Annotated in this window: 17 protein-coding genes and 6 tRNA genes; 17 read left to right on the forward strand and 6 right to left on the reverse strand. The window is 45.1% G+C overall.

What is annotated here, in order from left to right; genetic code table 11:
- Positions 1-433: 433 nt before the first annotated feature.
- From CWO13_RS16370 to rsgA, 3 genes are all read right to left on the reverse strand, one after another.
- Entirely contained in the window at positions 434-1,849 is a 1,416-nt protein-coding gene (locus CWO13_RS16370) for an SLC13 family permease (RefSeq protein ID WP_108083242.1), read from the reverse strand.
- 331 nt (positions 1,850-2,180) lie between these two features.
- The gene (asd, locus tag CWO13_RS16380) at positions 2,181-3,092 is read right to left on the reverse strand and encodes an archaetidylserine decarboxylase (RefSeq protein WP_108083244.1); all 912 of its coding nucleotides are present in this window, start codon (positions 3,090-3,092) and stop codon (positions 2,181-2,183) included.
- Positions 3,093-3,217: 125 nt separating this feature from the next.
- Positions 3,218-4,273, reverse strand: coding sequence for a small ribosomal subunit biogenesis GTPase RsgA (rsgA, locus tag CWO13_RS16385; RefSeq protein WP_048663217.1), 1,056 nt, complete (start codon positions 4,271-4,273; stop codon positions 3,218-3,220).
- 150 nt (positions 4,274-4,423) lie between these two features.
- On the opposite strand from rsgA, the gene orn reads away from it, so the two are divergent.
- From orn to CWO13_RS16420, 7 genes are all read left to right on the forward strand, one after another.
- Entirely contained in the window at positions 4,424-4,969 is a 546-nt protein-coding gene (gene orn / locus CWO13_RS16390) for an oligoribonuclease (protein ID WP_010434065.1), read from the forward strand.
- A gap of 180 nt (positions 4,970-5,149) precedes the next feature.
- Positions 5,150-5,225, forward strand: a tRNA-Gly gene (locus CWO13_RS16395).
- A 53-nt stretch (positions 5,226-5,278) separates the two neighbouring features.
- Positions 5,279-5,354: transfer RNA gene (locus tag CWO13_RS16400), tRNA-Gly, on the forward strand.
- A gap of 49 nt (positions 5,355-5,403) precedes the next feature.
- Positions 5,404-5,480, forward strand: a tRNA-Met gene (locus CWO13_RS16405).
- A 56-nt stretch (positions 5,481-5,536) separates the two neighbouring features.
- Positions 5,537-5,612 (forward strand) — tRNA-Gly (locus CWO13_RS16410).
- Between the two features lie 67 nt (positions 5,613-5,679).
- Positions 5,680-5,756 (forward strand) — tRNA-Met (locus CWO13_RS16415).
- Positions 5,757-5,812: 56 nt separating this feature from the next.
- Positions 5,813-5,888 (forward strand) — tRNA-Gly (locus CWO13_RS16420).
- A gap of 632 nt (positions 5,889-6,520) precedes the next feature.
- On the opposite strand, the gene queG is transcribed toward CWO13_RS16420, so the two are convergent.
- Positions 6,521-7,681, reverse strand: a complete 1,161-nt coding sequence (gene queG, locus CWO13_RS16425) for a tRNA epoxyqueuosine(34) reductase QueG (RefSeq protein WP_108083245.1) — start codon at positions 7,679-7,681, stop codon at positions 6,521-6,523.
- Between the two features lie 240 nt (positions 7,682-7,921).
- Here queG and tsaE point away from each other — a divergent pair, with 240 nt between their 5' ends.
- The 8 genes from tsaE (at position 7,922) to hflC (ending at position 17,367) form a co-directional block, all read left to right on the forward strand.
- Positions 7,922-8,386, forward strand: coding sequence for a tRNA (adenosine(37)-N6)-threonylcarbamoyltransferase complex ATPase subunit type 1 TsaE (tsaE, locus tag CWO13_RS16430; protein WP_004735870.1), 465 nt, complete (start codon positions 7,922-7,924; stop codon positions 8,384-8,386).
- The gene (locus CWO13_RS16435) at positions 8,380-10,095 is read left to right on the forward strand and encodes an N-acetylmuramoyl-L-alanine amidase (protein ID WP_102433510.1); all 1,716 of its coding nucleotides are present in this window, start codon (positions 8,380-8,382) and stop codon (positions 10,093-10,095) included. The genes tsaE and CWO13_RS16435 overlap by 7 nt, the downstream gene beginning before the upstream one ends.
- Positions 10,096-10,146: 51 nt before the next feature.
- Complete coding sequence (gene mutL / locus CWO13_RS16440) at positions 10,147-12,318, forward strand: DNA mismatch repair endonuclease MutL (RefSeq protein WP_108083246.1); 2,172 nt, start codon at positions 10,147-10,149, stop codon at positions 12,316-12,318.
- A 97-nt stretch (positions 12,319-12,415) separates the two neighbouring features.
- Positions 12,416-13,348 carry a tRNA (adenosine(37)-N6)-dimethylallyltransferase MiaA gene (gene miaA / locus CWO13_RS16445; RefSeq protein WP_048661597.1) on the forward strand — a complete coding sequence of 311 codons (933 nt, stop codon included), beginning with the start codon at positions 12,416-12,418 and terminating at the stop codon, positions 13,346-13,348.
- Between the two features lie 193 nt (positions 13,349-13,541).
- Entirely contained in the window at positions 13,542-13,805 is a 264-nt protein-coding gene (gene hfq, locus CWO13_RS16450) for an RNA chaperone Hfq (protein ID WP_017059927.1), read from the forward strand.
- A 44-nt stretch (positions 13,806-13,849) separates the two neighbouring features.
- Positions 13,850-15,157, forward strand: a complete 1,308-nt coding sequence (gene hflX / locus CWO13_RS16455; protein WP_017059928.1) for a ribosome rescue GTPase HflX — start codon at positions 13,850-13,852, stop codon at positions 15,155-15,157.
- A 27-nt stretch (positions 15,158-15,184) separates the two neighbouring features.
- Positions 15,185-16,387: an FtsH protease activity modulator HflK gene (gene hflK / locus CWO13_RS16460; RefSeq protein WP_048661598.1), complete on the forward strand. Its 1,203-nt coding sequence runs from the start codon at positions 15,185-15,187 to the stop codon at positions 16,385-16,387.
- Positions 16,388-16,389: 2 nt separating this feature from the next.
- Positions 16,390-17,367 carry a protease modulator HflC gene (hflC, locus tag CWO13_RS16465; protein WP_048661599.1) on the forward strand — a complete coding sequence of 326 codons (978 nt, stop codon included), beginning with the start codon at positions 16,390-16,392 and terminating at the stop codon, positions 17,365-17,367.
- Between the two features lie 158 nt (positions 17,368-17,525).
- On the opposite strand, the gene CWO13_RS16470 is transcribed toward hflC, so the two are convergent.
- The gene (locus CWO13_RS16470) at positions 17,526-17,714 is read right to left on the reverse strand and encodes a DUF2065 domain-containing protein (protein WP_010434105.1); all 189 of its coding nucleotides are present in this window, start codon (positions 17,712-17,714) and stop codon (positions 17,526-17,528) included.
- A gap of 172 nt (positions 17,715-17,886) precedes the next feature.
- Here CWO13_RS16470 and CWO13_RS16475 point away from each other — a divergent pair, with 172 nt between their 5' ends.
- Entirely contained in the window at positions 17,887-19,203 is a 1,317-nt protein-coding gene (locus CWO13_RS16475; protein WP_010434108.1) for an adenylosuccinate synthase, read from the forward strand.
- Between the two features lie 315 nt (positions 19,204-19,518).
- Positions 19,519-20,154, forward strand: a complete 636-nt coding sequence (motX, locus tag CWO13_RS16480) for a flagellar protein MotX (protein ID WP_048661600.1) — start codon at positions 19,519-19,521, stop codon at positions 20,152-20,154.
- A 128-nt stretch (positions 20,155-20,282) separates the two neighbouring features.
- On the opposite strand, the gene CWO13_RS16485 is transcribed toward motX, so the two are convergent.
- Positions 20,283-21,692, reverse strand: coding sequence for an amidohydrolase (locus CWO13_RS16485; protein WP_108083247.1), 1,410 nt, complete (start codon positions 21,690-21,692; stop codon positions 20,283-20,285).
- Between the last annotated feature and the right edge of the window lie 150 nt (positions 21,693-21,842).

The following is a 21,842-nucleotide window of genomic DNA, read 5'->3' on the forward strand; positions in this document are numbered from 1 at the left end:
GGGGAAGTAGCCTAGCCATTCTAAGCAAATCCCCCTCAACAAAGAGTAAAACGCTTTTAGCCGAACCCTTCGGGCAGCGTTTGCTGGTCATTTCTACTGCGTTATCGGCTTCTCATGTAGGCTAGCTACACATCAAAACCTCTGCCTTGTAGACATACCCAGCAATTCGCTGCAAAAATCAGCTCGAAAGGTCAATACGCCCTAATGACAGTGACGTACTTGATGGTGAATTAATGTGTCTCTGATGCGTGTATATTGCCGCTGTCTCGGTAGTATTAAACGTGTTTAAAATCAAAAATTTAAAATGAGTCATCGTTATTTTTAATAAACCGTGAAGTAGAATCACAATTATCTATCGATAAAAAACTGATAAACCCACCAGATAGCGAAATCACGATTGCTATCTGATGGGCTGTAGTGAGGCGTTAACGTGCTAGGTGATGATAAACAGCGCGAGGTAAACCATCAGCAAGCCGACAATACCCAAGATGATACCCATCTTAGCCATGTCTTTACTTTCGATAAGTCCGGTTGAGTAAGCCAGTGAGTTTGGTGGTGTCGATACTGGAAGAATCATGCCGAGTGATGCTGAGAAGGCAACTACAACCAGCAAGCCTTGCAGACCACCAATCGCAACTAGGCTTTCCATGGAAGCACCAATCGCAGCGGCTATCGGCATCAGTAAGTTGGCGGTAGCGGTGTTTGACATGAAGTTCGCCATCAACCAACACACGATAGATAGCGTGAGAACTACGGCTGCTGGAGAGAGCGACTCATAGTCAATCGCGTGTGCTAACGCTGCTGCTAAACCTGTCTTATCAAGCCCGATACCAATCGCAATACCACCTGCAACCAGCCACAACACGTCCCAGTTAATCAGCTTGAGCTCTTCTTTGCCCATGATGCCTGTAAGAGTGAAGACAGCCAGTGGAATGATAGAGACCACATAAGTGTTCATGCCATGCAGCTTGGTGGTCATCCACAATAAGATGGTCGCAGCGAAGGTGATATAAACCACAATCGCTCGCCAACTCTTTCTGAATTGTCCATCGAGCTTAAGCACCATGTTCTTCTGCTTGGAAGGAAAGATTTTCTGAAGAAGGAACCAAGCAATGGTGAGTTGGATGATCACAAAGGGTAAGCCCATCATCATCCAGCTGAGGAAGTCGATGGTGTTTTCACCGGTTAGGTATTGCAGTGCAATGGCATTGGGTGGCGTGCCGATCGGTGTCGCGATACCACCAGTATTGGCCGCGATTGGAATACACAACACGAGCGCTTTGATACCCATATCGCCTTTTGGTGCAGAAGCCACGATAGGGCCGAGCAGTGCCAGCATCATAACTGTGGTAGCGGTATTCGACATGAACATCGAGAACACTGCGGTGATCAACATTAAACCCAGCATGATGAAGCGTGGCTCGGTACCGAATGGTTTCAGTAGCACTCGAGCTAGGTTGTTATCGAGTTCGTACTTGGATGCAGAGATCGCGAGTGCGAAACCACCCATGAATAGAATGATGATTGGCGATGAAAATGCACCGAATATGTCGGTATATTTGATTAACTCGCCGAGTTCGTGTCCTGCGGGTGGATTTCTAAATAGGTGTAAGCCTTTGTCAGAAATCATTACCAGCTCAAGTGCAATGATCAGTATTGAGGTAGCGAAAACCGGAACTGGTTCAAGCACCCACAGCAGAGCTGCCAATAAGAATATCGCCAACAAGCGGTGTTGAATCAGCGTGAGATCATCGATTGGTATTGAATCTATCGGCATGAACAACACGCCTAAGGGAATCGCAAAACAAATCAACAGCTTGACCAGAACGCCAACATTGAGTTTAGGCATGTACAAAGACCCTATGAATAAAATATCTTCAAATAGAGTAAGTTATCTGGATTTTTGGTACTTGGAGACGGGTTGTAAAATCGAAAAGTTGTTTAAGGTTTCGACAGTTGTTTTGTTTTTGGTCAATCTTTTATCTGGGCAATTAGAGGCAAGAGTGAGAAGCAACAGGTGGCTGGGCTGGGCTGGGCTGGGCTTGAGGATTGAGGTTTGAAAGCTTGGGTTGTTAGAGCTTGAGTAACAAACGAATCGGTAGAGTTAAGAAAAAGGCGCGTTCTTCTCTAAATATAGAAAGATAACGCGCCTTTAAAACTAAATGAGTTAATTCAAACCGTTAAGCTTGGTCGGTGTTCTCTGCTGAATCCACAGCTTCAGTCTCAACTTCTTTACCAGCAATGTGCGCGAAAGGGGTACCAAGAACGGTTTTCTCACCATTTTGCATCGTGTCGTCAAACTTGATCGCATCTTTAGCGAACAGGTTGATAACCGTTGAACCAAGCTTAAAGCGGCCCATCTCTTCACCTTTCTTCAAGACGACGGCTGTATCACCTTGTGCAGGGTAATCCCACTTGTAAACTGAGTTACCACGAGGTGGAGTAATGGTGCCAGCCCATACTTGCTCGATGCTGCCTACGATAGTTGCGCCAACCAACACCTGTGCCATTGGGCCAAATTCCGTATCGAAGATACAAACCACACGCTCGTTACGTGCAAATAGGTTTGGAACGTTCTCTGCCGTTAATGGGTTAACTGAGAAAAGATCACCCGGAACGTAGATCATCTGGCGTAGTGTGCCGTCGCATGGCATATGCACGCGGTGGTAATCACTTGGAGACAGGTAAAGTGTTGCGAATTCGCCGTCTTTAAACTCATCCGCTAGCGCTGCATCACCACCCAATAGCTCGCGAGCTGAGTAGTCATGGCCTTTAGCTTGAATCAGTTGACCGTCAGTAATTGGGCCAAATTGGCTTACACGTGCATCTGCAGGGTGAACAATAATAGAATCACCCTCAGCGATAGGGCGCATGCCTTCTTTCAATTCACGCACGAAGAATTCATTGAATGTTTTAAAGTGTTTTGGATCGCTATGCAGAGCTTCATCCATGTTCACTTTGTATTGCTTGATGAACCAGTTGATGATCGCTGTCGTTAAGCCGCCCGCTTTAGCAGACGCAAGTTTGCCGACTAGACGAGTCAGTCCATGTTGTGGAATCCAGTACTGCAATCCAACTTTAATCTTATCCATTGTATTAATTTTCCAATGCTAATTGTGTTTCAATTAAATCTGTCGATGACGGTTTAGGGCGCGAGATGTTACTTAAATTCGCGCCAATTGTCAGTAAATGCACACATTTGTTCACAAAAACGCGATTAGAGATCGGCTTTTTTGTTGCGTGAATACTGACGGTTATCTTTGTTACTCGCCATGCTTTCAATGATGCGGTGGTAGTTGTCGAAACGTAATCGACTGATCTTGCCGTTTTCTACCGCTTCGCGCAGGATGCAGCCTGGGTCATCGTTGTGTTTACAGTCGCGGAATTTACAACCGCCAAGGTAAGGCTTGAACTCGATGAAGGCTTCAGTGATTTCATCGGCTTCTAAGTGCCATAGGCCGAATTCACGAACTCCTGGTGAATCAATAAGATCACCGCCAGAAGGGAAGTGGTACAAACGAGCTGCCGTGGTGGTATGTTGGCCAAGACCTGAGTTCTCAGACACTTCGCCCTCTTCAATGTCGAGCGTTGGCATTAATGCATTCACTAGGCTTGATTTACCCACACCTGATTGACCAACAAAGATGTTGATACGGTCTTTGAGTTCAGCTTCCAGCTCTTTGATGCCGTAGCCAGACTCTTTACTCACGAACATCACTTTGTAGCCGATCTTCTCGTACTCTTTAAGTGTTTCACGGTATTCAGCAATCTGCTCATCAGTCAGCAGGTCGACCTTATTCAGCACAACAAGCGGCGCGATGTTCACTGTTTCTGAAGCGATTAAATAGCGGTCGATAATATTAAGTGATAGCTCTGGTAACACAGCCGATACGATAACCATTTGGTCAACGTTCGCAGCAACCGGCTTTAGGCCATCGTAGTAATCAGGACGAGTCAGCATTGAAGTTCTCGGTTCAACCGCTTCCACAACGCCAGAAATGCCGGCCATGGATTCTAAGCCTGCGCGCCAAGTCACTCGGTCACCAGAAACTAAAGTCTCGATACTACGGCGTAAGTTACAACGATGAACTTCGTTAGTTTCAAGATCTTCGATATCGGCATGTTGGCCAAAGCGCGTAATTACGAGTCCGCTTTTGGTTCCACCAAGCATGTTCTCATCCCACTGGATAGAATCTTCTTTCTTGAGTCGCTTGTTCTGGTTGCTACGTACTCGACGTACTTGACCTTTGGTTAACTTCTTTTTTTTAGCCACAATTTTTCACTTAACACATCTAACTTGATGATTGGGGACTCAAACTGGATGTTGCTGGTACCACATGATTTCGATGGTCCTAAAGCTAGTTTGAGTATAGTTATTTGGGTATAGTACCTCTTTTACACATAAACAAATAGGCGACGCCTTATGTCCTTTAGCGATCAGAACCTTATTTGGGTTGATCTAGAGATGACAGGACTTGATCCTGAAACTCATAAAATCATTGAAATTGCTACTATCGTTACTGATAGTGAGCTTAACATCCTGGCTGAAGGACCTGTTTTGGCTATTCACCAACCTCAGAGTGAATTGGACAAGATGGACGAGTGGTGCACAACGACTCACACTGGTAGCGGTCTCGTGAAGCGAATTCAAGAAAGCACCGTTTCAGAGCAAGATGCCATCCAACAAACGATTGAGTTTCTTGAAAAATGGGTACCAAAAGGTAAGTCACCGATTTGTGGTAACAGCATTGGTCAAGACCGCCGTTTCCTATACAAGCACATGCCTGAGTTGGAAGAGTACTTCCACTACCGTTATGTTGACGTTAGCACTCTGAAAGAGCTGACTCGTCGTTGGAAACCTGAAGTGTTAGATGGTTTTTCTAAGTCGGGAAGTCACCTTGCGTTAGACGATATTCGAGAGTCGATCGCCGAGCTGCAGTACTACCGAAAAACGATTATTAACATCTAGTCGAATAAAATGATCACGTTTATCTAACTTTTCAGGGACATAAGAGCTGTTTTTTTTGCAAATCTGTGTGCTTTTACAGCAGTTGAGTAAAAAGTTTCGTAATTTTGCATTAAGGACTTGCATCACAAAAAAATGCTCTTATAATTCGCAGCCCTGAACGGCGAAAGACGTTTTCAGATTGCGATACTAGCTCAGTTGGTAGAGCGCAACCTTGCCAAGGTTGAGGTCATCGGTTCGAACCCGATGTATCGCTCCAATTTGTAGGTTATGGCGAAAGCGGTAATCGAAAGGTGAAAGACCTTTTATAATGCGATACTAGCTCAGTTGGTAGAGCGCAACCTTGCCAAGGTTGAGGTCATCGGTTCGAACCCGATGTATCGCTCCAAATTAGCCTTTTTAAGGCAAGAGTCATTGACTTAAACAATGCATCCGGACGCGGGATGGAGCAGTTTGGTAGCTCGTCGGGCTCATAACCCGAAGGTCGTCGGTTCAAATCCGGCTCCCGCAACCACATTACAGTTAAGCGCTATCTGTTGCCCAAGGCAGTAAGAGCAGCGATTAACTAATGCGATACTAGCTCAGTTGGTAGAGCGCAACCTTGCCAAGGTTGAGGTCATCGGTTCGAACCCGATGTATCGCTCCAAATTAGCCTTTTAAAGGCAAGATTCATTGTCTTAAACGATAATGATGCGAAAAGAGAAACATCCGGACGCGGGATGGAGCAGTTTGGTAGCTCGTCGGGCTCATAACCCGAAGGTCGTCGGTTCAAATCCGGCTCCCGCAACCACATTACAGTTAAGCGCTATCTGTTGCCCAAGGCAGTAAGAGCAGCGATTAACTAATGCGATACTAGCTCAGTTGGTAGAGCGCAACCTTGCCAAGGTTGAGGTCATCGGTTCGAACCCGATGTATCGCTCCAGCTTTCTTCTAAAAAGCTATTAAGACTCTTTAAACCACCGTGTTTTTCTTTAGATCACAGAGTTTAAAGGCGACCTTAAAGGTCACGCTCTTTCTTTAATGCTGCGAAGCATAATCTCCCCAAAAAGCAAATAATCCTCCATCATGGTGGATATTTTTTTGTCTTAAATTTTTCTTAGCAACTGGAATGCTAGTAAACATCAGGTCTCTGAAGCAGATACTTGAGGTTTTTCACATCTATAAACAGACTTATCCACAAAATGTTAGGTGTGGATAACTTGGTTGATAAAGTTATTTCAGGCTTAATTCTTTACCTATCCCTAAAAGATCTTTCTTGTTTTCAATATATTAGATGAACTGTGGCGATCGTAACTTATTGTTTTTTATCAAGTTGGATGCTTATCTTGGATTTGATAAAAGATCGTTAACTTGTTGTTTTTTGATCTTAATCATTTATCGGTACTGTGTTTAACTTTGCGCGGGTGTCGGAAGTTTACGAGAGTTCTGAATTTTTTCCACATTGCTAGAATTGAGAACAAGGTCAAACATTGTTCTAAAATTATGTGCAACGAGTTGTCTTAAATGTTGGACTGTTAGTGGGGGCTCGCCTGCCATACATTGGTATATAAAGCGTTAAGCGTCTCTTGGTAGTCCTTTCTCAACAATACGTATCAGTCTGTGCTTTTTGGTGGAGATTTTGCTGTTACTTTTTTGCACACAGTTATCTTGTTGCACGCCGCTAGCGTTAGGTAACTGTTGTAGTTGTTTATTCAAAGCCCACTCAATATGGACATCTAGCATTTCGTTTTTGCCTTGATGGGACTCCAGGGTTTCAACAATGCGTTGTTGAAATGGCGCATTGCCCATCGCAACAAAGATATTGCGCAACCACTGGGTGTGGCCGATACGTCTTATTGCGGAGCCTTCCATTTTCTTTAGGAAGGTCGCTTCGTCCCAACTTGAAAGTGCAACCAGGTCAGCCTCTTGGAAGCCTTCTCTGCGGTGAAAGTCGGTTTGTTCTGTGAGTTCGGCATGACGGTTCCATGGGCAAACTAACTGACAATCATCACAACCGTAGATACGGTTACCAATCGCTTCTCTAAACTCTTCCGGGATCACACCATCATATTCAATGGTTAAGTACGATATACATTTGCGCGCATCCACCACGCCATCATCAATAATGGCACCCGTTGGGCAAGAAGTGATACATGCGGTGCATTTGCCGCACTCATCGACACTGGGTTCATCCGTTGGAAGAGGGATGTTAACTAACAGCTCCCCGAGAAAGAACCAAGAGCCAGCGTCTTTATCAAGAATTAATGAGTGTTTACCTGTCCAACCCAACCCTGCTTTTTGAGCGAGCGGTCTTTCCAAAATAGGCGCTGAATCAACGAAAGGTCGTGAGTCTAAACCTTCGACCTCTTTTTCAATTCTTTGTCCCAGCTTTTTCAACTGGTTACGGAACAATTTGTGATAGTCGCGGCCTAAAGAATAGCGGCTGATGTAGCCTTGAGTAGTATCGCTTAGGTTAGAGGCAAACTGAGCTTCCGGTGGTAGGTAGTTCATTCGAGCGCTGATCACTCGAATTGTACCAGGGTGAAGTTCATCAGGGCGTGCACGCATCATCCCATGCCGAGCCATCCAATCCATTTCGCCGTGGTGACCCGCATCTAGCCATGCTTGAAGGGGGGCTTCGTGTTCACTTAAATCAACATCGCAGATGCCAACTTTTTGAAAGCCTAGCTCTTTTCCCCAGATTTTAATTTTTTCAGCAAGATGGTCTAGATTCATGGCTTAATTCTTATTTTCTCTGTTTTACAATTAGAGATAAGGCTAATTAAAATTAGGTTCGGCAAAAATGGGGGCGGATCTTAACGGATCTTAGTGGTGTTGACCAGAACAGACGCGTTTTGAGCAGTATTTTTCATAGAACTTACACTTGAGTGCTTGTCTCCCAAAAGCATCACGGTTTACTATTCTTGTTCTTTTGATTTTTATATAGTCAACGATCGATTTTTAGAGAACGTATTCATGAGCACGAAACAATTTACTTTGAAAGATGAACAAGCAACGATTCAATTAGGAACGGAGCTTTCTAATCTTTGCTCACAGCAGACGACGATTTATCTGCATGGTGATCTTGGCGCAGGTAAAACGACCTTCAGTCGTGGCTTTGTAAAAGCACTTGGCCATCAAGGAAATGTAAAGAGCCCAACGTATACTCTAGTTGAACCTTATCAACTTGCCGATTGGCAGGTGTACCACTTTGACCTTTATCGCCTAGCCGATCCTGAAGAGTTAGAGTTCATGGGTATTCGTGACTACTTTACTCCGGATGCTATCTGTTTGGTTGAATGGCCTGAGAAAGGTTATGGGATGCTACCAGAAGCCGATTTGGATATTGATATTCGTTACCAAGACGATCACCGTATTGTTTCTTTAACCGCTAATAGTGAATACGGACAGCGCTTACTTAGTCAGTTGGAGTTATGTTGATTTCTAAACGCCTTATTTCAGCAGTGGCCATAATGGCTGCTGTTTTTTCTATACTGTTTTCTTCACTTGTTTCTGCAAACTCACTGAAAAGTTTAAGGGTTTGGCCTTCTCCAGAAGAAACTCGTGTGGTGATCGACTTAAAATCAGAAGCGGACTTTAGCTATTTCACCCTGAGTAGCCCGAGTCGTTTAGTGGTCGATTTAAAGAACACTAATCTTGCGACTAAGTTACCGGTCGTGGTGAAAGATAGCCCTGTTCTATCTAAGATTCGTAAGAGTTCACCGCCAGACAAAAACACCTATCGCTTGGTTTTTGAATTAAAGAAGTCGTCTAAAGCAGAGTTGTTCAAACTGAGCCCGACTCCGGGTGGTCAGTATGGGCACCGTTTGGTGATCGACTTACCTCATGGTGCGGCAAGTAAAGCGACATCGAAGCCAAGTAAGCCAACGGTAAGTAAGAACATTAATCAGGTTAAACGTCAGAAAGACATTTTGATCGTGATTGACCCTGGCCACGGTGGTGAAGATCCTGGCTCAATCGGCCCATCTCGTAAATATGAGAAGAATGCGACTCTGAGTATTTCTAAGAAGTTAGCAGCTCAATTGAATGCGATTCCGGGGATCAAAACCCGTATGACTCGTAATGCTGACTATTTTGTAAACCTGAATCGACGTGTCGCGATTGCTCGTGAAAACGAAGCTCATCTGTTTATCTCTATTCACGCGGATGCCTTTACTACCCCTCAACCAAGAGGTGGTTCGGTGTTTGTGTTGAATACTCGACGCGCAAATACCGAGATCTCTCGATGGATCGAGAACAAAGAGAAGCAGTCTGAATTACTCGGTGGTAGCGGTGCGGCTTTCACTGGCAATATTGATGATAAGAACGTAAACCAAACTCTGCTTGATCTGCAGTTTAGTCACTCTCAAAAAGAGGGTTATAAACTGGCAACGGCGATTCTGTCTGAAATGGGTAAAGTCGCGAAGCTGCATAACAGTAAGCCGATTAACACCAGCTTAGCGGTATTACGCTCACCACAGATTCCATCGGTATTGGTTGAGACAGGCTTTATTTCGAATCCGACGGAAGAGAAGCTGCTCTTCCAACGTTCGCACCAAGACAAGCTGGCCCGTTCTGTGACTAAAGCCGTTGTTAAGTATTTGAAAGCTAACCCGCCAGAAGGGATTATCTTATCGAATGCGACATCATCAACGGGCAGCGTGAGCCAACATAAAGTCTCTCGTGGTGAGTCTTTGTCTGTGATTGCGAGCAAATATGGTACGTCGACACAGACGTTGATGAAGTTCAACAATCTGAAATCGAGTAGCCTAGCTATCGGCCAAATACTTAAGATTCCAGGCAGCGCTTCAAGTTCATCATCAAGCAGTGCTGTTAAAACGAAAACTATCACTCACACGGTTAAGTCTGGAGAGTACCTAGGTAAGATCGCCAGCCGCTATAAAGTGTCGGTGGCTGATATTAAACGTGAGAACCGTTTGAAATCAGAGACGGTGAGAGTGGGCCAAAAGTTACGTATTACGGTTGAAGTAAAAGATGTTCCTCTGCGCAAACACAAAGTTGCAAGGGGCGATTATCTTGGCAAGATTGCGTCGAAATATGGCGTGAGCGTTAACAGCATTCGCCAAGCAAATAAGCTACGATCTGACAGCCTCGCGGTGGGGCAGGTGTTGATTATTCCGCACAAATAAGTTTTTTAACACAGACATGTTTCCATCAATGGCAGTAAGGTAGCTATAAATATGACGATCAAAATACTGCCAGCTCGGCTAGCTAACCAAATCGCAGCGGGTGAGGTGGTAGAAAGACCCGCTTCTGTTGTGAAAGAGTTGGTTGAGAACAGTTTGGATTCCGGCGCGACACGTATCGATATCGATATCGAGAAAGGTGGCGCTAAGATGATCCGCGTTCGTGACAACGGCAAGGGCATCGTTAAAGATGAGCTCGCCTTGGCGCTGAGCCGTCATGCTACCTCTAAGATCCATACCCTTGATGACCTAGAGGCGATCGTCAGCCTCGGTTTCCGTGGTGAAGCGCTCGCGAGTATTAGTTCAGTTGCGCGCTTAACCATGACTTCACGCCCTGCGACTCAAGATCAAGCTTGGGCGGCACACAGTGAAGGCCGTGATATGCAGGTGAAACTGCAGCCTGCAGCGCATCCCATTGGTACTTCGGTTGAGGTGTTGGACCTGTTCTTTAATACGCCAGCACGTCGCAAATTCTTACGCACCGAGAAAACCGAATTCACGCATATTGATGAGTTGCTTAAACGCATCGCATTGAGTCGCTTTGATGTGACGATCAACCTTCGTCATAACGGCAAAATGATTCGTCAGTACCGCGCTGCTAAAACACAAGTTCAAGCAGAAAAGCGCATCGCTGCAGTATGTGGTAATCCTTTTGTTCGCCATATGCTTAAGATCGAACTTGAGCACCAAGGTCTAAAACTTCATGGCTGGATCACCACGCCAGAAGGAGCAAGACAACAAAGCGATCTGCAATACTGCTATGTGAACGGTCGTATGATGCGAGACAAGCTGATCAATCATGCGATTCGTCAAAGCTATGAGACCAGCCTACGCCCAGACCAATTTGCAACTTATGTGTTGTTCATTGAGCTAGACCCGCATCAAGTCGACGTGAATGTTCACCCTGCCAAACATGAAGTACGTTTCCATCAAGCTCGCCTTGTGCATGACTTTATTTACCAAGCATTGAGTGACGGTTTAGCACAGAGCAAGCAGATTGATGCGGCGCCTATTAATCAATCCGCTTTCCACCAATCAGAAGCCCCTAATTATCAACAGGATAGTTCGGTGCCTGAAGTGGAAGAGACGACGAGTTTTAGCGCTCCAGAAAGCGATGCCCCAGCTCATTCGGAACAATCGCAGGTTTCTGAAAGAGTGCGACATGCGATTGAACAGACTCCAGCCTATCCGAGAAAAGCAGAATCTGAACAAGCCTATAACCAGCCTCAACACAGCGTTAATGATGGCGGGCAGCGCTACAGCTCACCAGCCAACCGAAGTTCATCGCCGAGCGGAGGCTCGTCGGCTCGCGAAACCAGTTTTACCGGTTCTCCTCGCCAAGAATGGATAGAGTCTCGACCTGAACCTAAAAAAGAGAAAGAGTCACATCAACATCATGCTGAGCCAGCACCCTCAAAGCGCGAAGTTAAGGCCTATAAAGAGCTTTTAAAAACGCCAGACTTTGATGAGCACACCGTGGATCTCACCCCTCCTCAAGAACAGGTGGCACAAACAGCGCCAACAGAAGCTAAGCCTGCCCAACAGAATCCCGTTAACTCGAAGCCAAGAGCACCTGTAACGGACTTGGGCAAAGCCGTCTCGATTGTGGAACGTCAGTATCTGGTGATGGGTAATAAGAACGGCAGTGTGTTGGTTTCTTTGGCTAAGGCTGAATTGTTGCGTGTTGTTGGTCAGCTTGATACTCGAGGGGGGGCGTTAAAAAGCCAACCACTATTGGTGCCCTTATCGATTAAGCTTGGCAGTGAGCTTGTCGAAGTTGCGAAGGCGTTGAGCCAAACACTGGCATTACTGGGGATTGAGCTTAAGGCGCGAAACAGTGAGGCGGTAATGGTGATGGGCGTACCTTCTCCTTTAAGGCAGCAAAACTTACAAATTCTGATCCCAGATCTGTTATCTTACGCGGCTTCATTAAATACTCAGATTGTCGATAATCACTCGGCTAATGTTTCCAGTGACCTGTTGCCATCATTGGTTAACTGGATCGGGATTCAAACCGCACAAGTAAAAAGCGACTACACTTTATCTGAAGCGGTTCAACTAGTTGGGGAACTTGAACAACTTTGGCATGGTCTACTTCCATTAGATGATCCTGAGTTTGTTAATCCTATCGACTTTTCAGCGACTATAGCCGCGTTTACGGTTTAATTTTTTCGCGACGACATTTGTCTTTTTAGCTGAATACGTCGCGACACAAAGCCCTTTGCTAAAAAGCGCTAAAACAGAGAAGCAAATACAAAATATCATGACTGAAAAATTACCTTTAGCGTTGTTTTTAATGGGCCCAACGGCGTCAGGAAAAACAGATTTAGCTATCCGCTTACGTCAGAAATACCCAGTAGAGATCATCAGCGTCGATTCGGCACTTATCTACAAAGACATGGATATCGGCACCGCTAAACCGGATGCGCAAGAGCTTGCACTTGCACCTCATCGCTTGATTGATATTTTGGATCCAAGCGAAGCATATTCTGCGGCAGATTTTCGTCGTGATGCGATCAATGAAATGAATAAGATTGTAGCGGAAGGCAAAATTCCGCTACTTGTTGGTGGCACAATGCTTTACTACAAAGCATTGTTGGAAGGTTTATCGCCATTACCCGCAGCGGATCAAGAGATTCGTAAGCAGATTGAAGCGGAATCTATCGAACAAGGTTGGCAGGCATTGCACGATCAATTAAGAGAGATAGATCCCGTATCCGCTGAAAGAATACACCCAAATGATCCACAAAGGCTTTCAAGGGCATTGGAAGTTTACCGAATTTCGGGTAAAACATTAACAGAGCTAACTCAAACGAAAGGCGATAGCCTGCCATTTCGTGTAAAACAATTTGCAATAGCTCCCAAGGAAAGGAAAGAACTCCATCGCCGCATTGAGCTGCGTTTCGAGAAGATGATAGAAGCAGGATTTGAAGAGGAAATGAAGGCGTTGCACGCCAGAGAAGATCTTCACCCTGAACTGCCATCGATCCGATGCGTTGGTTATAGGCAGATGTGGGATTATTTAGACGGTAATTGTGATTTAGACGAAGCGGTTTTCCGTGGTGTCTGTGCAACCCGTCAGTTGGCCAAGCGACAAATCACCTGGTTGCGCAGTTGGGATGATTTAACTTGGTTAGATAGCGAAAACATTGATCAAGCGTTAGAAACTCTTTCAGATGCAATAGCATCTGATTAGTATTGCTGTGTATAATGTGATCGCTTTTGCGTGAATATACTCTGGAAAGGATCCGTTATTGAGGCTTTTAAAAAATCACAGCCTTTCAATAACAACGGAGTTTTTTTATTCATTTAGCTCAGATGCAAAGGCCGCACCTTTTTGTGCACCACTAGCTAAATAATTACAACAAAATACAAATAAGGAAAATAAAATGGCTAAGGGGCAATCGCTACAAGACCCATTCCTAAATGCACTCCGTCGTGAGCGCATTCCAGTCTCTATCTATCTTGTCAACGGCATTAAGCTGCAAGGTCAGATCGAGTCTTTCGATCAATTCGTGATCTTATTGAAGAACACAGTAAACCAAATGGTTTACAAGCATGCGATTTCTACTGTGGTACCTGCACGTGCAGTTAGTCACCACAGCGGCGAGCAACGCACGCCATCTGATCGTCCAGAGAAGACTGAAGATTAATCGTTCAATTGATACAGCTTACGCTGTAATAAGGAGTTGGTTGCTTGTTTGACCGTTATGAATCCGGCGAGCGAGCCGTACTTGTTCATATCAACTTCACGCAAGAGGGAGAGTGGGAAGACCTAAGTGAATGTGAAATGCTGGTCTCCTCAGCGGGGGTAGAAACGCTACAAGTGATTACTGGTAGCCGACAATCCCCACTCCCTAAATACTACGTTGGAGAAGGTAAAGCCCTAGAAATCGCACAAGCTGTTCAGCTAACCGGTGCTGAAATTGTGATTTTTAACCACTCCCTATCTCCTGCCCAAGAGCGAAACCTCGAGCAATTGTGTAAATGTCGTGTGATTGATCGCACGGGTTTGATCTTAGATATCTTTGCACAACGTGCGCGAACTCATGAAGGTAAGCTACAAGTTGAGCTCGCTCAACTTCGTCATATCTCTACCCGATTGATTCGTGGTTGGACTCACCTTGAAAGGCAGAAAGGTGGTATTGGTCTTCGTGGTCCAGGTGAAACTCAACTGGAAACCGATCGACGTTTGTTGCGTGACCGTATAAAGGCAATACTGCGTCGTTTAGCGAAAGTCGCTAAGCAGCGTGAACAAGGACGACGTGCTCGTAATCGAGCTGAAATCCCAACAATTTCTTTAGTTGGTTATACCAACGCAGGGAAATCAACACTTTTCAATCGCATCACAAGTGCGGGTGTTTATGCGGCAGACCAACTGTTTGCAACCTTAGACCCAACACTACGTAAGATTGATTTGGCAGATGTCGGTCCTGCAATTCTCGCAGATACCGTAGGTTTTATCCGTCATCTACCACACGACTTGGTCGCTGCGTTCAAGGCAACATTACAAGAGACGCAGGAAGCTGACATTTTGTTACATGTTGTTGATGCCAGTGATGACCGTTTTCGTGAGAACATTCAGGCTGTTCATGAAGTATTAGAAGAAATCGATGCTCATGAAGTGCCAACCCTTGTAGTCATGAACAAAATTGACTGCATGGAAGACCAAAAACCTCGAATTGAAAGAGACGAAGAGGGCGCACCTCGCGCTGTTTGGGTTTCTGCAATGGAAGGAGAAGGTATTGAACTGCTGTTTGAAGCTTTAACTGAGCGTTTAGCTAGCCAGATGGTTCAATTCCGGTTGTGTATTCCACATCAACATCAGGGGCGTATTCGCAGCTTATTCTTCGAGATGAAATGTATTCAACAGGAAGAGTATGATGAAAATGGTAACTTGTTGATAGATATCCGAATGCAACAAATAGATTGGTCTAAACTTGAAAAAAGAGAAGGGGCGCTCTTAGGTGACTTTATCGTTACCAAAGAGACTGCTACAGTATAACGTCATATCAAATGATGGAGCTTTCTAATGGCGTGGAATGAGCCTGGAAATAATAACAACGGCGATAATAACGGCCGCGATAATGACCCTTGGGGTAATAAAAATAATCGCGGCGGCCGAGATCAAGGACCGCCAGATCTAGACGAAGTGTTTAGTAAACTAAGTCAAAAGTTAGGTGGCAAGTTTGGTAAAAAGGGTGGCAACGGTAACGGGCCATCTATCGGTGGTGGCGGTGCAATTGGCTTTGGTGTCATTGCCGTTATCGCGATTGCTATCTGGTTCTTCGCTGGTTTCTACACCGTTGGCGAAGCAGAAAGAGCAGTAGTACTTCGACTGGGTCAATTCGACCGTATCGAAGAACCTGGTCTTAACTGGCACCCACGCTTCATCGATGAAATCAAAGATGAGCAGCTAGTAAACGTTCAAGCGATTCGTTCTCTACGCGCGTCAGGCACCATGCTGACTAAAGACGAAAACGTTGTGACCGTTGAAATGGGTGTTCAATACCGTGTTTCTGACCCATACAAGTACTTGTATCGTGTAACGAATGCGGATGACAGTTTACGCCAAGCAACCGATTCTGCGCTTCGTGCGGTAATTGGTGACTCACTAATGGATAGTATCCTAACAAGTGGTCGTCAGCAGATTCGTCAAAGCACTCAAGAAACGTTGAACCGTATTATTGATAGCTACGACATGGGTATTCTGATTGTTGACGTGAACTTCCAGTCAGCACGTCCACCTGAGCAAGTGAAAGATGCATTTGATGATGCTATCGCGGCTCGTGAGGATGAAGAGCGTTTTGAACGTGAAGCTGAAGCTTACCGAAATGATATTCTTCCAAAAGCAACAGGTCGTGCTGAGCGTTTGAAGAAAGAAGCGGTGGGTTACTCAGAGCGCACAGTTAATGGTGCTCTAGGTCAAGTAGCTCAGTTCGAGAAACTGCTACCTGAATACCAAGCAGCTCCTGAAGTAACACGTAACCGTATGTATCTAGATACAATGGAAAAAGTGTACTCAAGCACATCGAAAGTCCTGATTGATTCTGAATCAAGCGGTAACTTGCTATACCTACCAATTGATAAGCTAGGCGCACAAGGTGGTTCTCAGTCGGGCACTCGCCCTGCAAAAGCACCATCAACTTACGATCAAATTGAATTAGAAAAACAAGCGGATCCAAAGTCTAGCACTCAAACTCGTTCAGACAGTTCACGTCAAGGGAGATACTAATAATGCGTAAATTAATGATCCCTGTATTAGTTGTGACGATTGCCCTTCTATTGATGTCACTGTTTGTGATTCAAGAAGGCGAGCGTGGCATGGTAATTCGTTTTGGTCGAGTTCTCGATGACAACGGCGTATCACGAATCTATGAACCAGGCCTGCACTTTAAGCTGCCACTGTTTGATCGCGTAAAAGTACTTGATGCTCGTATTCAAACGATGGATGGTCGTTCTGACCGTTTCGTAACGTCAGAGAAAAAAGACGTTCTAATTGATACCTACGCAAAATGGCGTATTGCTGATTTTGGACGTTTTTATCTGAGTACTGGCGGCGGCAATATCATGACGGCAGAAGCACTTCTTGAGCGTAAAGTGACAGATGTTCTTCGTTCTGAAATTGGTTCTCGTGAAATTAAGCAGATCGTGTCAGGTCCTCGTAATAAGGACATCCTGCCAGACTCTGCTGATAGCGAAGTCGTCACAACGGTAGCGGCTGCAGAAGCTCTAGAAGTTGATGGCGAACGCGATAAGATCATGGAAAACGTTTTGTCTGGAACGTCAGAAAGTGCGATGGCTGATTTAGGTGTTGAAGTTGTTGATTTCCGAATGAAGAAGATTAACCTTCCTGACGAAATCAGTGAATCTATCTACCGCCGTATGCGTGCAGAACGTGAATCGGTTGCTCGTAGGCACCGTTCTCAAGGTCGTGAGCGTGCTGAAGTTATCCGTGCTCAAGCTGAACTAGAAGTGGCAACAGTTCTTGCAGAAGCTGACCGTACAGCTCGAATCACTCGTGGTGACGCGGATGCAGAAGCAGCGAAGATTTACTCTGATGCTTTCAGCAAAGATCCTGAGTTCTACGGCTTCATGCGTTCATTGCAAGCTTATGAGGCATCATTTAGCGATAAGAGCGACATTCTAGTACTGGATCCGAAGACTGACTTCTTCCAATACATGAATCAAGCAAGCGGCGCTCCAGCAAAGTAAGCTGATGCGTTAGTAAATGCTTAGCTCAATAAGCAAAATACGTTAGAACTTAAAAGGCTCCCATAATGGGAGCCTTTTTGTTTTCTATTGTTTTCAGATCTACGATTGGGGGCGCGAGGGAAGGCGCTCAATAGCGTTCTACTTATAGAAACCTAAACTTAGCGGTAGGTCATGAAAGCGATAACCGCTCCTGCCACCACAAGACAACCGCCAATGCGACGCAGTTGTGTGTCCGGTTGTTCGCTCAGTTGCGCGACCATGTTTCTCCAGCCATTGGGTGCAATTAAGGGGCCGAGCCCTTCAACAATAAGTACGAGCCCAATAGCGAGCCAAATTGATTGAGACATGGTTCTGCCTTTTGTCTGTAAAAAAGCAATGATATCAGTATCTTCATACATTCGCCCTCAGTTATCGCTGGTTTATTTTTGTACAGCGTTAACGTTTATGGACAAAAAGTGACTGCAAGAAGTGTGATTCAGTGCTAGAATCCATTTTTAATTAGCAACAGAAATTGGAAAGATGGGAAATAACGTAGTCGTTCTAGGCACCCAATGGGGTGATGAAGGTAAAGGTAAAATCGTTGACCTTTTAACTGAAGATGCAAAATACGTGGTTCGCTACCAAGGCGGTCACAATGCAGGTCACACACTTGTAATTGACGGTGAAAAAACCGTTCTTCACTTAATTCCATCAGGTATCCTACGCAATAACGTTAAATGTGTTATTGGTAACGGTGTAGTATTATCGCCTGACGCACTTCTAAAAGAAATGAAGCCTCTTGAAGATCGCGGTATCCCAGTACGTGAGCGTCTTTTCATCTCTGAAGCTTGTCCTCTAATTCTTCCGTACCACATTGCAATCGACAACGCGCGTGAAATCGCTCGTGGCGCTAAAGCTATCGGTACAACGGGTCGTGGTATCGGTCCAGCTTACGAAGATAAAGTTGCTCGTCGCGGTCTACGCGTTGGCGACCTTTTCGATAAAGAAGCATTTGCTGAGAAGCTAAAAGAAGTTATGGAATTCCACAACTTCCAACTAGAGCACTTCTACAAAGCTGAAACAGTAAGCTACGAAGAAGTTCTTGAGCAAGCGATGAGCTACGCAGACATGTTAACTGCGATGGTTATCGACGTAACTGACGAACTAGACGCAGCACGTAAGCGCGGCGACAAGATCATGTTCGAAGGTGCTCAAGGTACGCTACTAGATATCGACCACGGTACTTACCCATACGTAACTTCTTCTAACACGACTGCTGGTGGTGTTGCTGCAGGTTCTGGTTTCGGTCCTCGTCACATCGGTTACATCCTTGGTATTACTAAGGCTTACTGTACTCGTGTTGGTTCAGGTCCATTCCCAACTGAGCTATACGATGGCCTTGAGAAGCAAGACCCAGTTGGTAAGCACCTAGGCGATGTTGGTCACGAGTTTGGCGCAACAACTGGTCGTCTACGTCGTACTGGTTGGTTCGATGCTGTTGCTATGCGTCGTGCAATCCAAATCAACTCTCTATCTGGTATGTGTCTAACTAAACTAGACGTTCTAGATGGCCTAGAAGAACTAAAAATCTGTACTGGTTACAAGATGAAAGATGGTTCTATCCTAGAAGTTTCTCCAATGGCTGCTGAGTCATTTGAAGAAGCGACGCCAATCTACGAAACCATGCCTGGTTGGTCTGAAAACACATTTGGTGCTAAATCTATCGACGCGCTTCCACAAGCTGCTCTAGATTACATCAAGCGTATCGAAGACCTAACTGGCGTTCCAATTGATATCGTATCAACTGGCCCAGATCGTAACGAAACTATCATCAAGGTTCACCCATACGGCGCGTAATGCCCGCTGAGTGATTACCACAGCATCAATATTGCTTTGACAATTAAAGTGCTTTGATAATTAAATCGTTTTTAAAAGCCGACTTTATTAAGTCGGCTTTTTTGTACCTGTAATTTGAAAACGAAGCCGTCTTTGGTGATCTTTTGAACGCCATCTGGCAAAATATTGCCCATTAGCGGCAAGTTTTGTCTAAAGCCATCAGGGTTATTGCCGATACAGATATCATGGAAAGTGAAGTTCACCCTGTTTTGTGCGTGTAGAAATCCTCTGCACCCCTCAATAGATAACTTTAGCGACAGATAATAGAGTGCAGGTATGAAGCTACGAATTGTAGCAGCTTCATTGATAATGGCGCTGAGCTCATCCTTGAGTCATGCTAATTTGGCTGATGTGGGAGAGCCCGTTCCAATATATACAGAAGCTGAACTGATTAATTTAATCGAAAATAATCAACATCTAGAGCGAGTGAAAGCTGATAAGTGCCAGTTAGTTGAAGATATCGTTGCTCGTGCAACGCGTATTAGCTTGCCTTCTTATGAGTTTTTATACGGCGATATGTTGGCTTGGGGTGTGTGTGTTCCACAAGATGTAGAGCTTGGCCTTTACTATATGGAAAACGCGGCACATCAAGGTTTACCCGCTGCATTAGAGCAGTTAGGTCGTTATTACTCTCGTGGTACTTTGGTACAACAAGACAAAGAGCGTGCGATTCCGTATCTACGTGAAGCGGCTTCGATGGGGAATCTAAGTGCGAGTATTCACTTAGCTGAACTCTTGTTACGTGACTACGGTAGTCCATTGGATTATGAAGATGCTTACCGTTGGTTGTATAACTCGGTAACGGCAGACCAAAGACAACACAGACGTATCACTGTGCTTCGTAGTGGTCTGGAACAGAGAATGCCAGACAATATTATTGCTCGAGCAAAACGTCGAGACGTGTTCTGGTAATACCGAGCCAAAAAACTGTAATGATCCCTGCACTCATTGTTACAGGAAATAAGATTTAAAAAGCCTCGCCTAATTGAATTAGTGCGGGGCTTTTTACGTTTAGATGGTCATGCTATTCGATAGCGAGCTTATTGAACAACCTCACCAGACTCAATTACCGTTTCACGAACAACCTTGGTGAAATCGAGTGCTTCTTGACGAATCTTGTCTTCGTCTACCGTTAGCATGTCGCGGTCTTGCATGATGATCTTGCCATCAATGATGGTGTGGCGAACGTTACCCGAGTTAGCAGAGTAAACTAATGCTGAGTATGGGTTGTACACTGGAACCATGTTTGGTGCCTTGGTATCGATCACTATGATGTCGGCGAGTTTGCCGGCTTCAAGAGAGCCAATCTGATCTTCCATGTGTAGCGCTTTTGCTGCGCCCATGGTCGCCATGTCGATCACTTTGAACGGCGGCATTGCAGCACGATCTTTATTAACTAGCTTGTGAACCTTAGCGACTTGGTTGAACTCATCAATCGTGCTCAGTGTGTTACCAGACATTGGGCCATCGGTACCTAAACCGATACGCACGTTCTCGTCATACATCTTAAGCGCAGGTGATACGCCTTTTGCTGACTTGATGTTAGCACTCATGTTGTGAGCTACGCCCATATCCGATTTCTTCACCAGTTCGATATCATGATCGTCTACTAGGATCATGTGTGCACCCACCAAGTTTTTGTTGAGTGCGCCAATGCTGTCCATGTATTGAACTGGAGATAACCCATCAGAACGCTCTGCGATTTTGTCTTCTTCACGATGTGATTCTGCAAGGTGAATCATTACTGGTACATCTAACTCTAGAGAGAGCTTAGATATTTTCTGCAGGATCTCTGTGGTGTTGGTGTAAGGCGCATGCGGGGCAAACGCTGGTGTGATGCGTGGGTGATCTTTGTATTCTTCAATGAAGTTCAACGCGTACTTAATACCTTCTTCGGCGTTAGCTGCATCGGCTACAGGGAATTTAATCACCGTTTCACCTAGGATGGCACGCATACCAATCTTATCGACGGTTTTTGCGACTTCATCTTCGAAGTAGTACATGTCGGCGTAAGTCGTCACACCGCCTTTGACCATTTCAACGTTACCTAGGTTCGCACCAATGCGTACCATGTCTCGCGATACTAGCTTCTTCTCTAGTGGGAAGATGTAGCGGTGCAGGCGATCTGGCACATCATCGGCCAGTGAACGGAAAACCGTCATTGATACGTGAGTATGAGTATTGATGAGACCTGGCATCACGATATCGCCATCAACGTCTAACACTTGTTTCGCTTGGTACTGCTTCTCTAGCGAAGTATCACCCACCGCAATGATTTTGTTGTCTTTGACGACAACAGTACCGCTTTCATAAACCGTTTTGTCTTGGTTCATGGTTAGAACCATGGCATCGGTAATCATCAGGTCAGCTTTTTCCATTGCCGAACTCGCAAATGGAAATAGAGCTAGGCTTGCCATTGCTGAAGCCAATAAAGTGCGTTTTAGTTTCATATCATACTCAGAACAGGAGTTGGTAAAGTGCGTGGATAATAGTGTATTTCATTCATGGCGCAAACGTTTGTTTTATCGTTTGCTTGAAATTTTGATGATAGTCCACGTCTATGAAGCGATGTTTCACAAAGCGAAGATATGTATCAATCT

It is taken from the genome of Vibrio sp. ZF 223 (assembly GCF_003050585.1).
Taxonomy (GTDB): domain Bacteria; phylum Pseudomonadota; class Gammaproteobacteria; order Enterobacterales; family Vibrionaceae; genus Vibrio; species Vibrio crassostreae.

Excerpts from the sequence above, each read along its gene's own strand:
- CWO13_RS16485 (WP_108083247.1), bottom strand. The coding sequence starts at position 21,692 with ATGAAACTAAAACGCACTTTATTGGCTTCAGCAATGGCAAGCCTAGCT.
- CWO13_RS16370 (WP_108083242.1), bottom strand. The coding sequence starts at position 1,849 with ATGCCTAAACTCAATGTTGGCGTTCTGGTCAAGCTGTTGATTTGTTTT.
- asd (WP_108083244.1), bottom strand. The coding sequence starts at position 3,092 with ATGGATAAGATTAAAGTTGGATTGCAGTACTGGATTCCACAACATGGA.
- hflC (WP_048661599.1), top strand. The coding sequence starts at position 16,390 with ATGCGTAAATTAATGATCCCTGTATTAGTTGTGACGATTGCCCTTCTA.
- mutL (WP_108083246.1), top strand. The coding sequence starts at position 10,147 with ATGACGATCAAAATACTGCCAGCTCGGCTAGCTAACCAAATCGCAGCG.
- orn (WP_010434065.1), top strand. The coding sequence starts at position 4,424 with ATGTCCTTTAGCGATCAGAACCTTATTTGGGTTGATCTAGAGATGACA.
- queG (WP_108083245.1), bottom strand. The coding sequence starts at position 7,681 with ATGAATCTAGACCATCTTGCTGAAAAAATTAAAATCTGGGGAAAAGAG.
- tsaE (WP_004735870.1), top strand. The coding sequence starts at position 7,922 with ATGAGCACGAAACAATTTACTTTGAAAGATGAACAAGCAACGATTCAA.
- miaA (WP_048661597.1), top strand. The coding sequence starts at position 12,416 with ATGACTGAAAAATTACCTTTAGCGTTGTTTTTAATGGGCCCAACGGCG.
- CWO13_RS16475 (WP_010434108.1), top strand. The coding sequence starts at position 17,887 with ATGGGAAATAACGTAGTCGTTCTAGGCACCCAATGGGGTGATGAAGGT.
- CWO13_RS16470 (WP_010434105.1), bottom strand. The coding sequence starts at position 17,714 with ATGTCTCAATCAATTTGGCTCGCTATTGGGCTCGTACTTATTGTTGAA.
- motX (WP_048661600.1), top strand. The coding sequence starts at position 19,519 with ATGAAGCTACGAATTGTAGCAGCTTCATTGATAATGGCGCTGAGCTCA.
- hflK (WP_048661598.1), top strand. The coding sequence starts at position 15,185 with ATGGCGTGGAATGAGCCTGGAAATAATAACAACGGCGATAATAACGGC.
- CWO13_RS16435 (WP_102433510.1), top strand. The coding sequence starts at position 8,380 with ATGTTGATTTCTAAACGCCTTATTTCAGCAGTGGCCATAATGGCTGCT.
- hfq (WP_017059927.1), top strand. The coding sequence starts at position 13,542 with ATGGCTAAGGGGCAATCGCTACAAGACCCATTCCTAAATGCACTCCGT.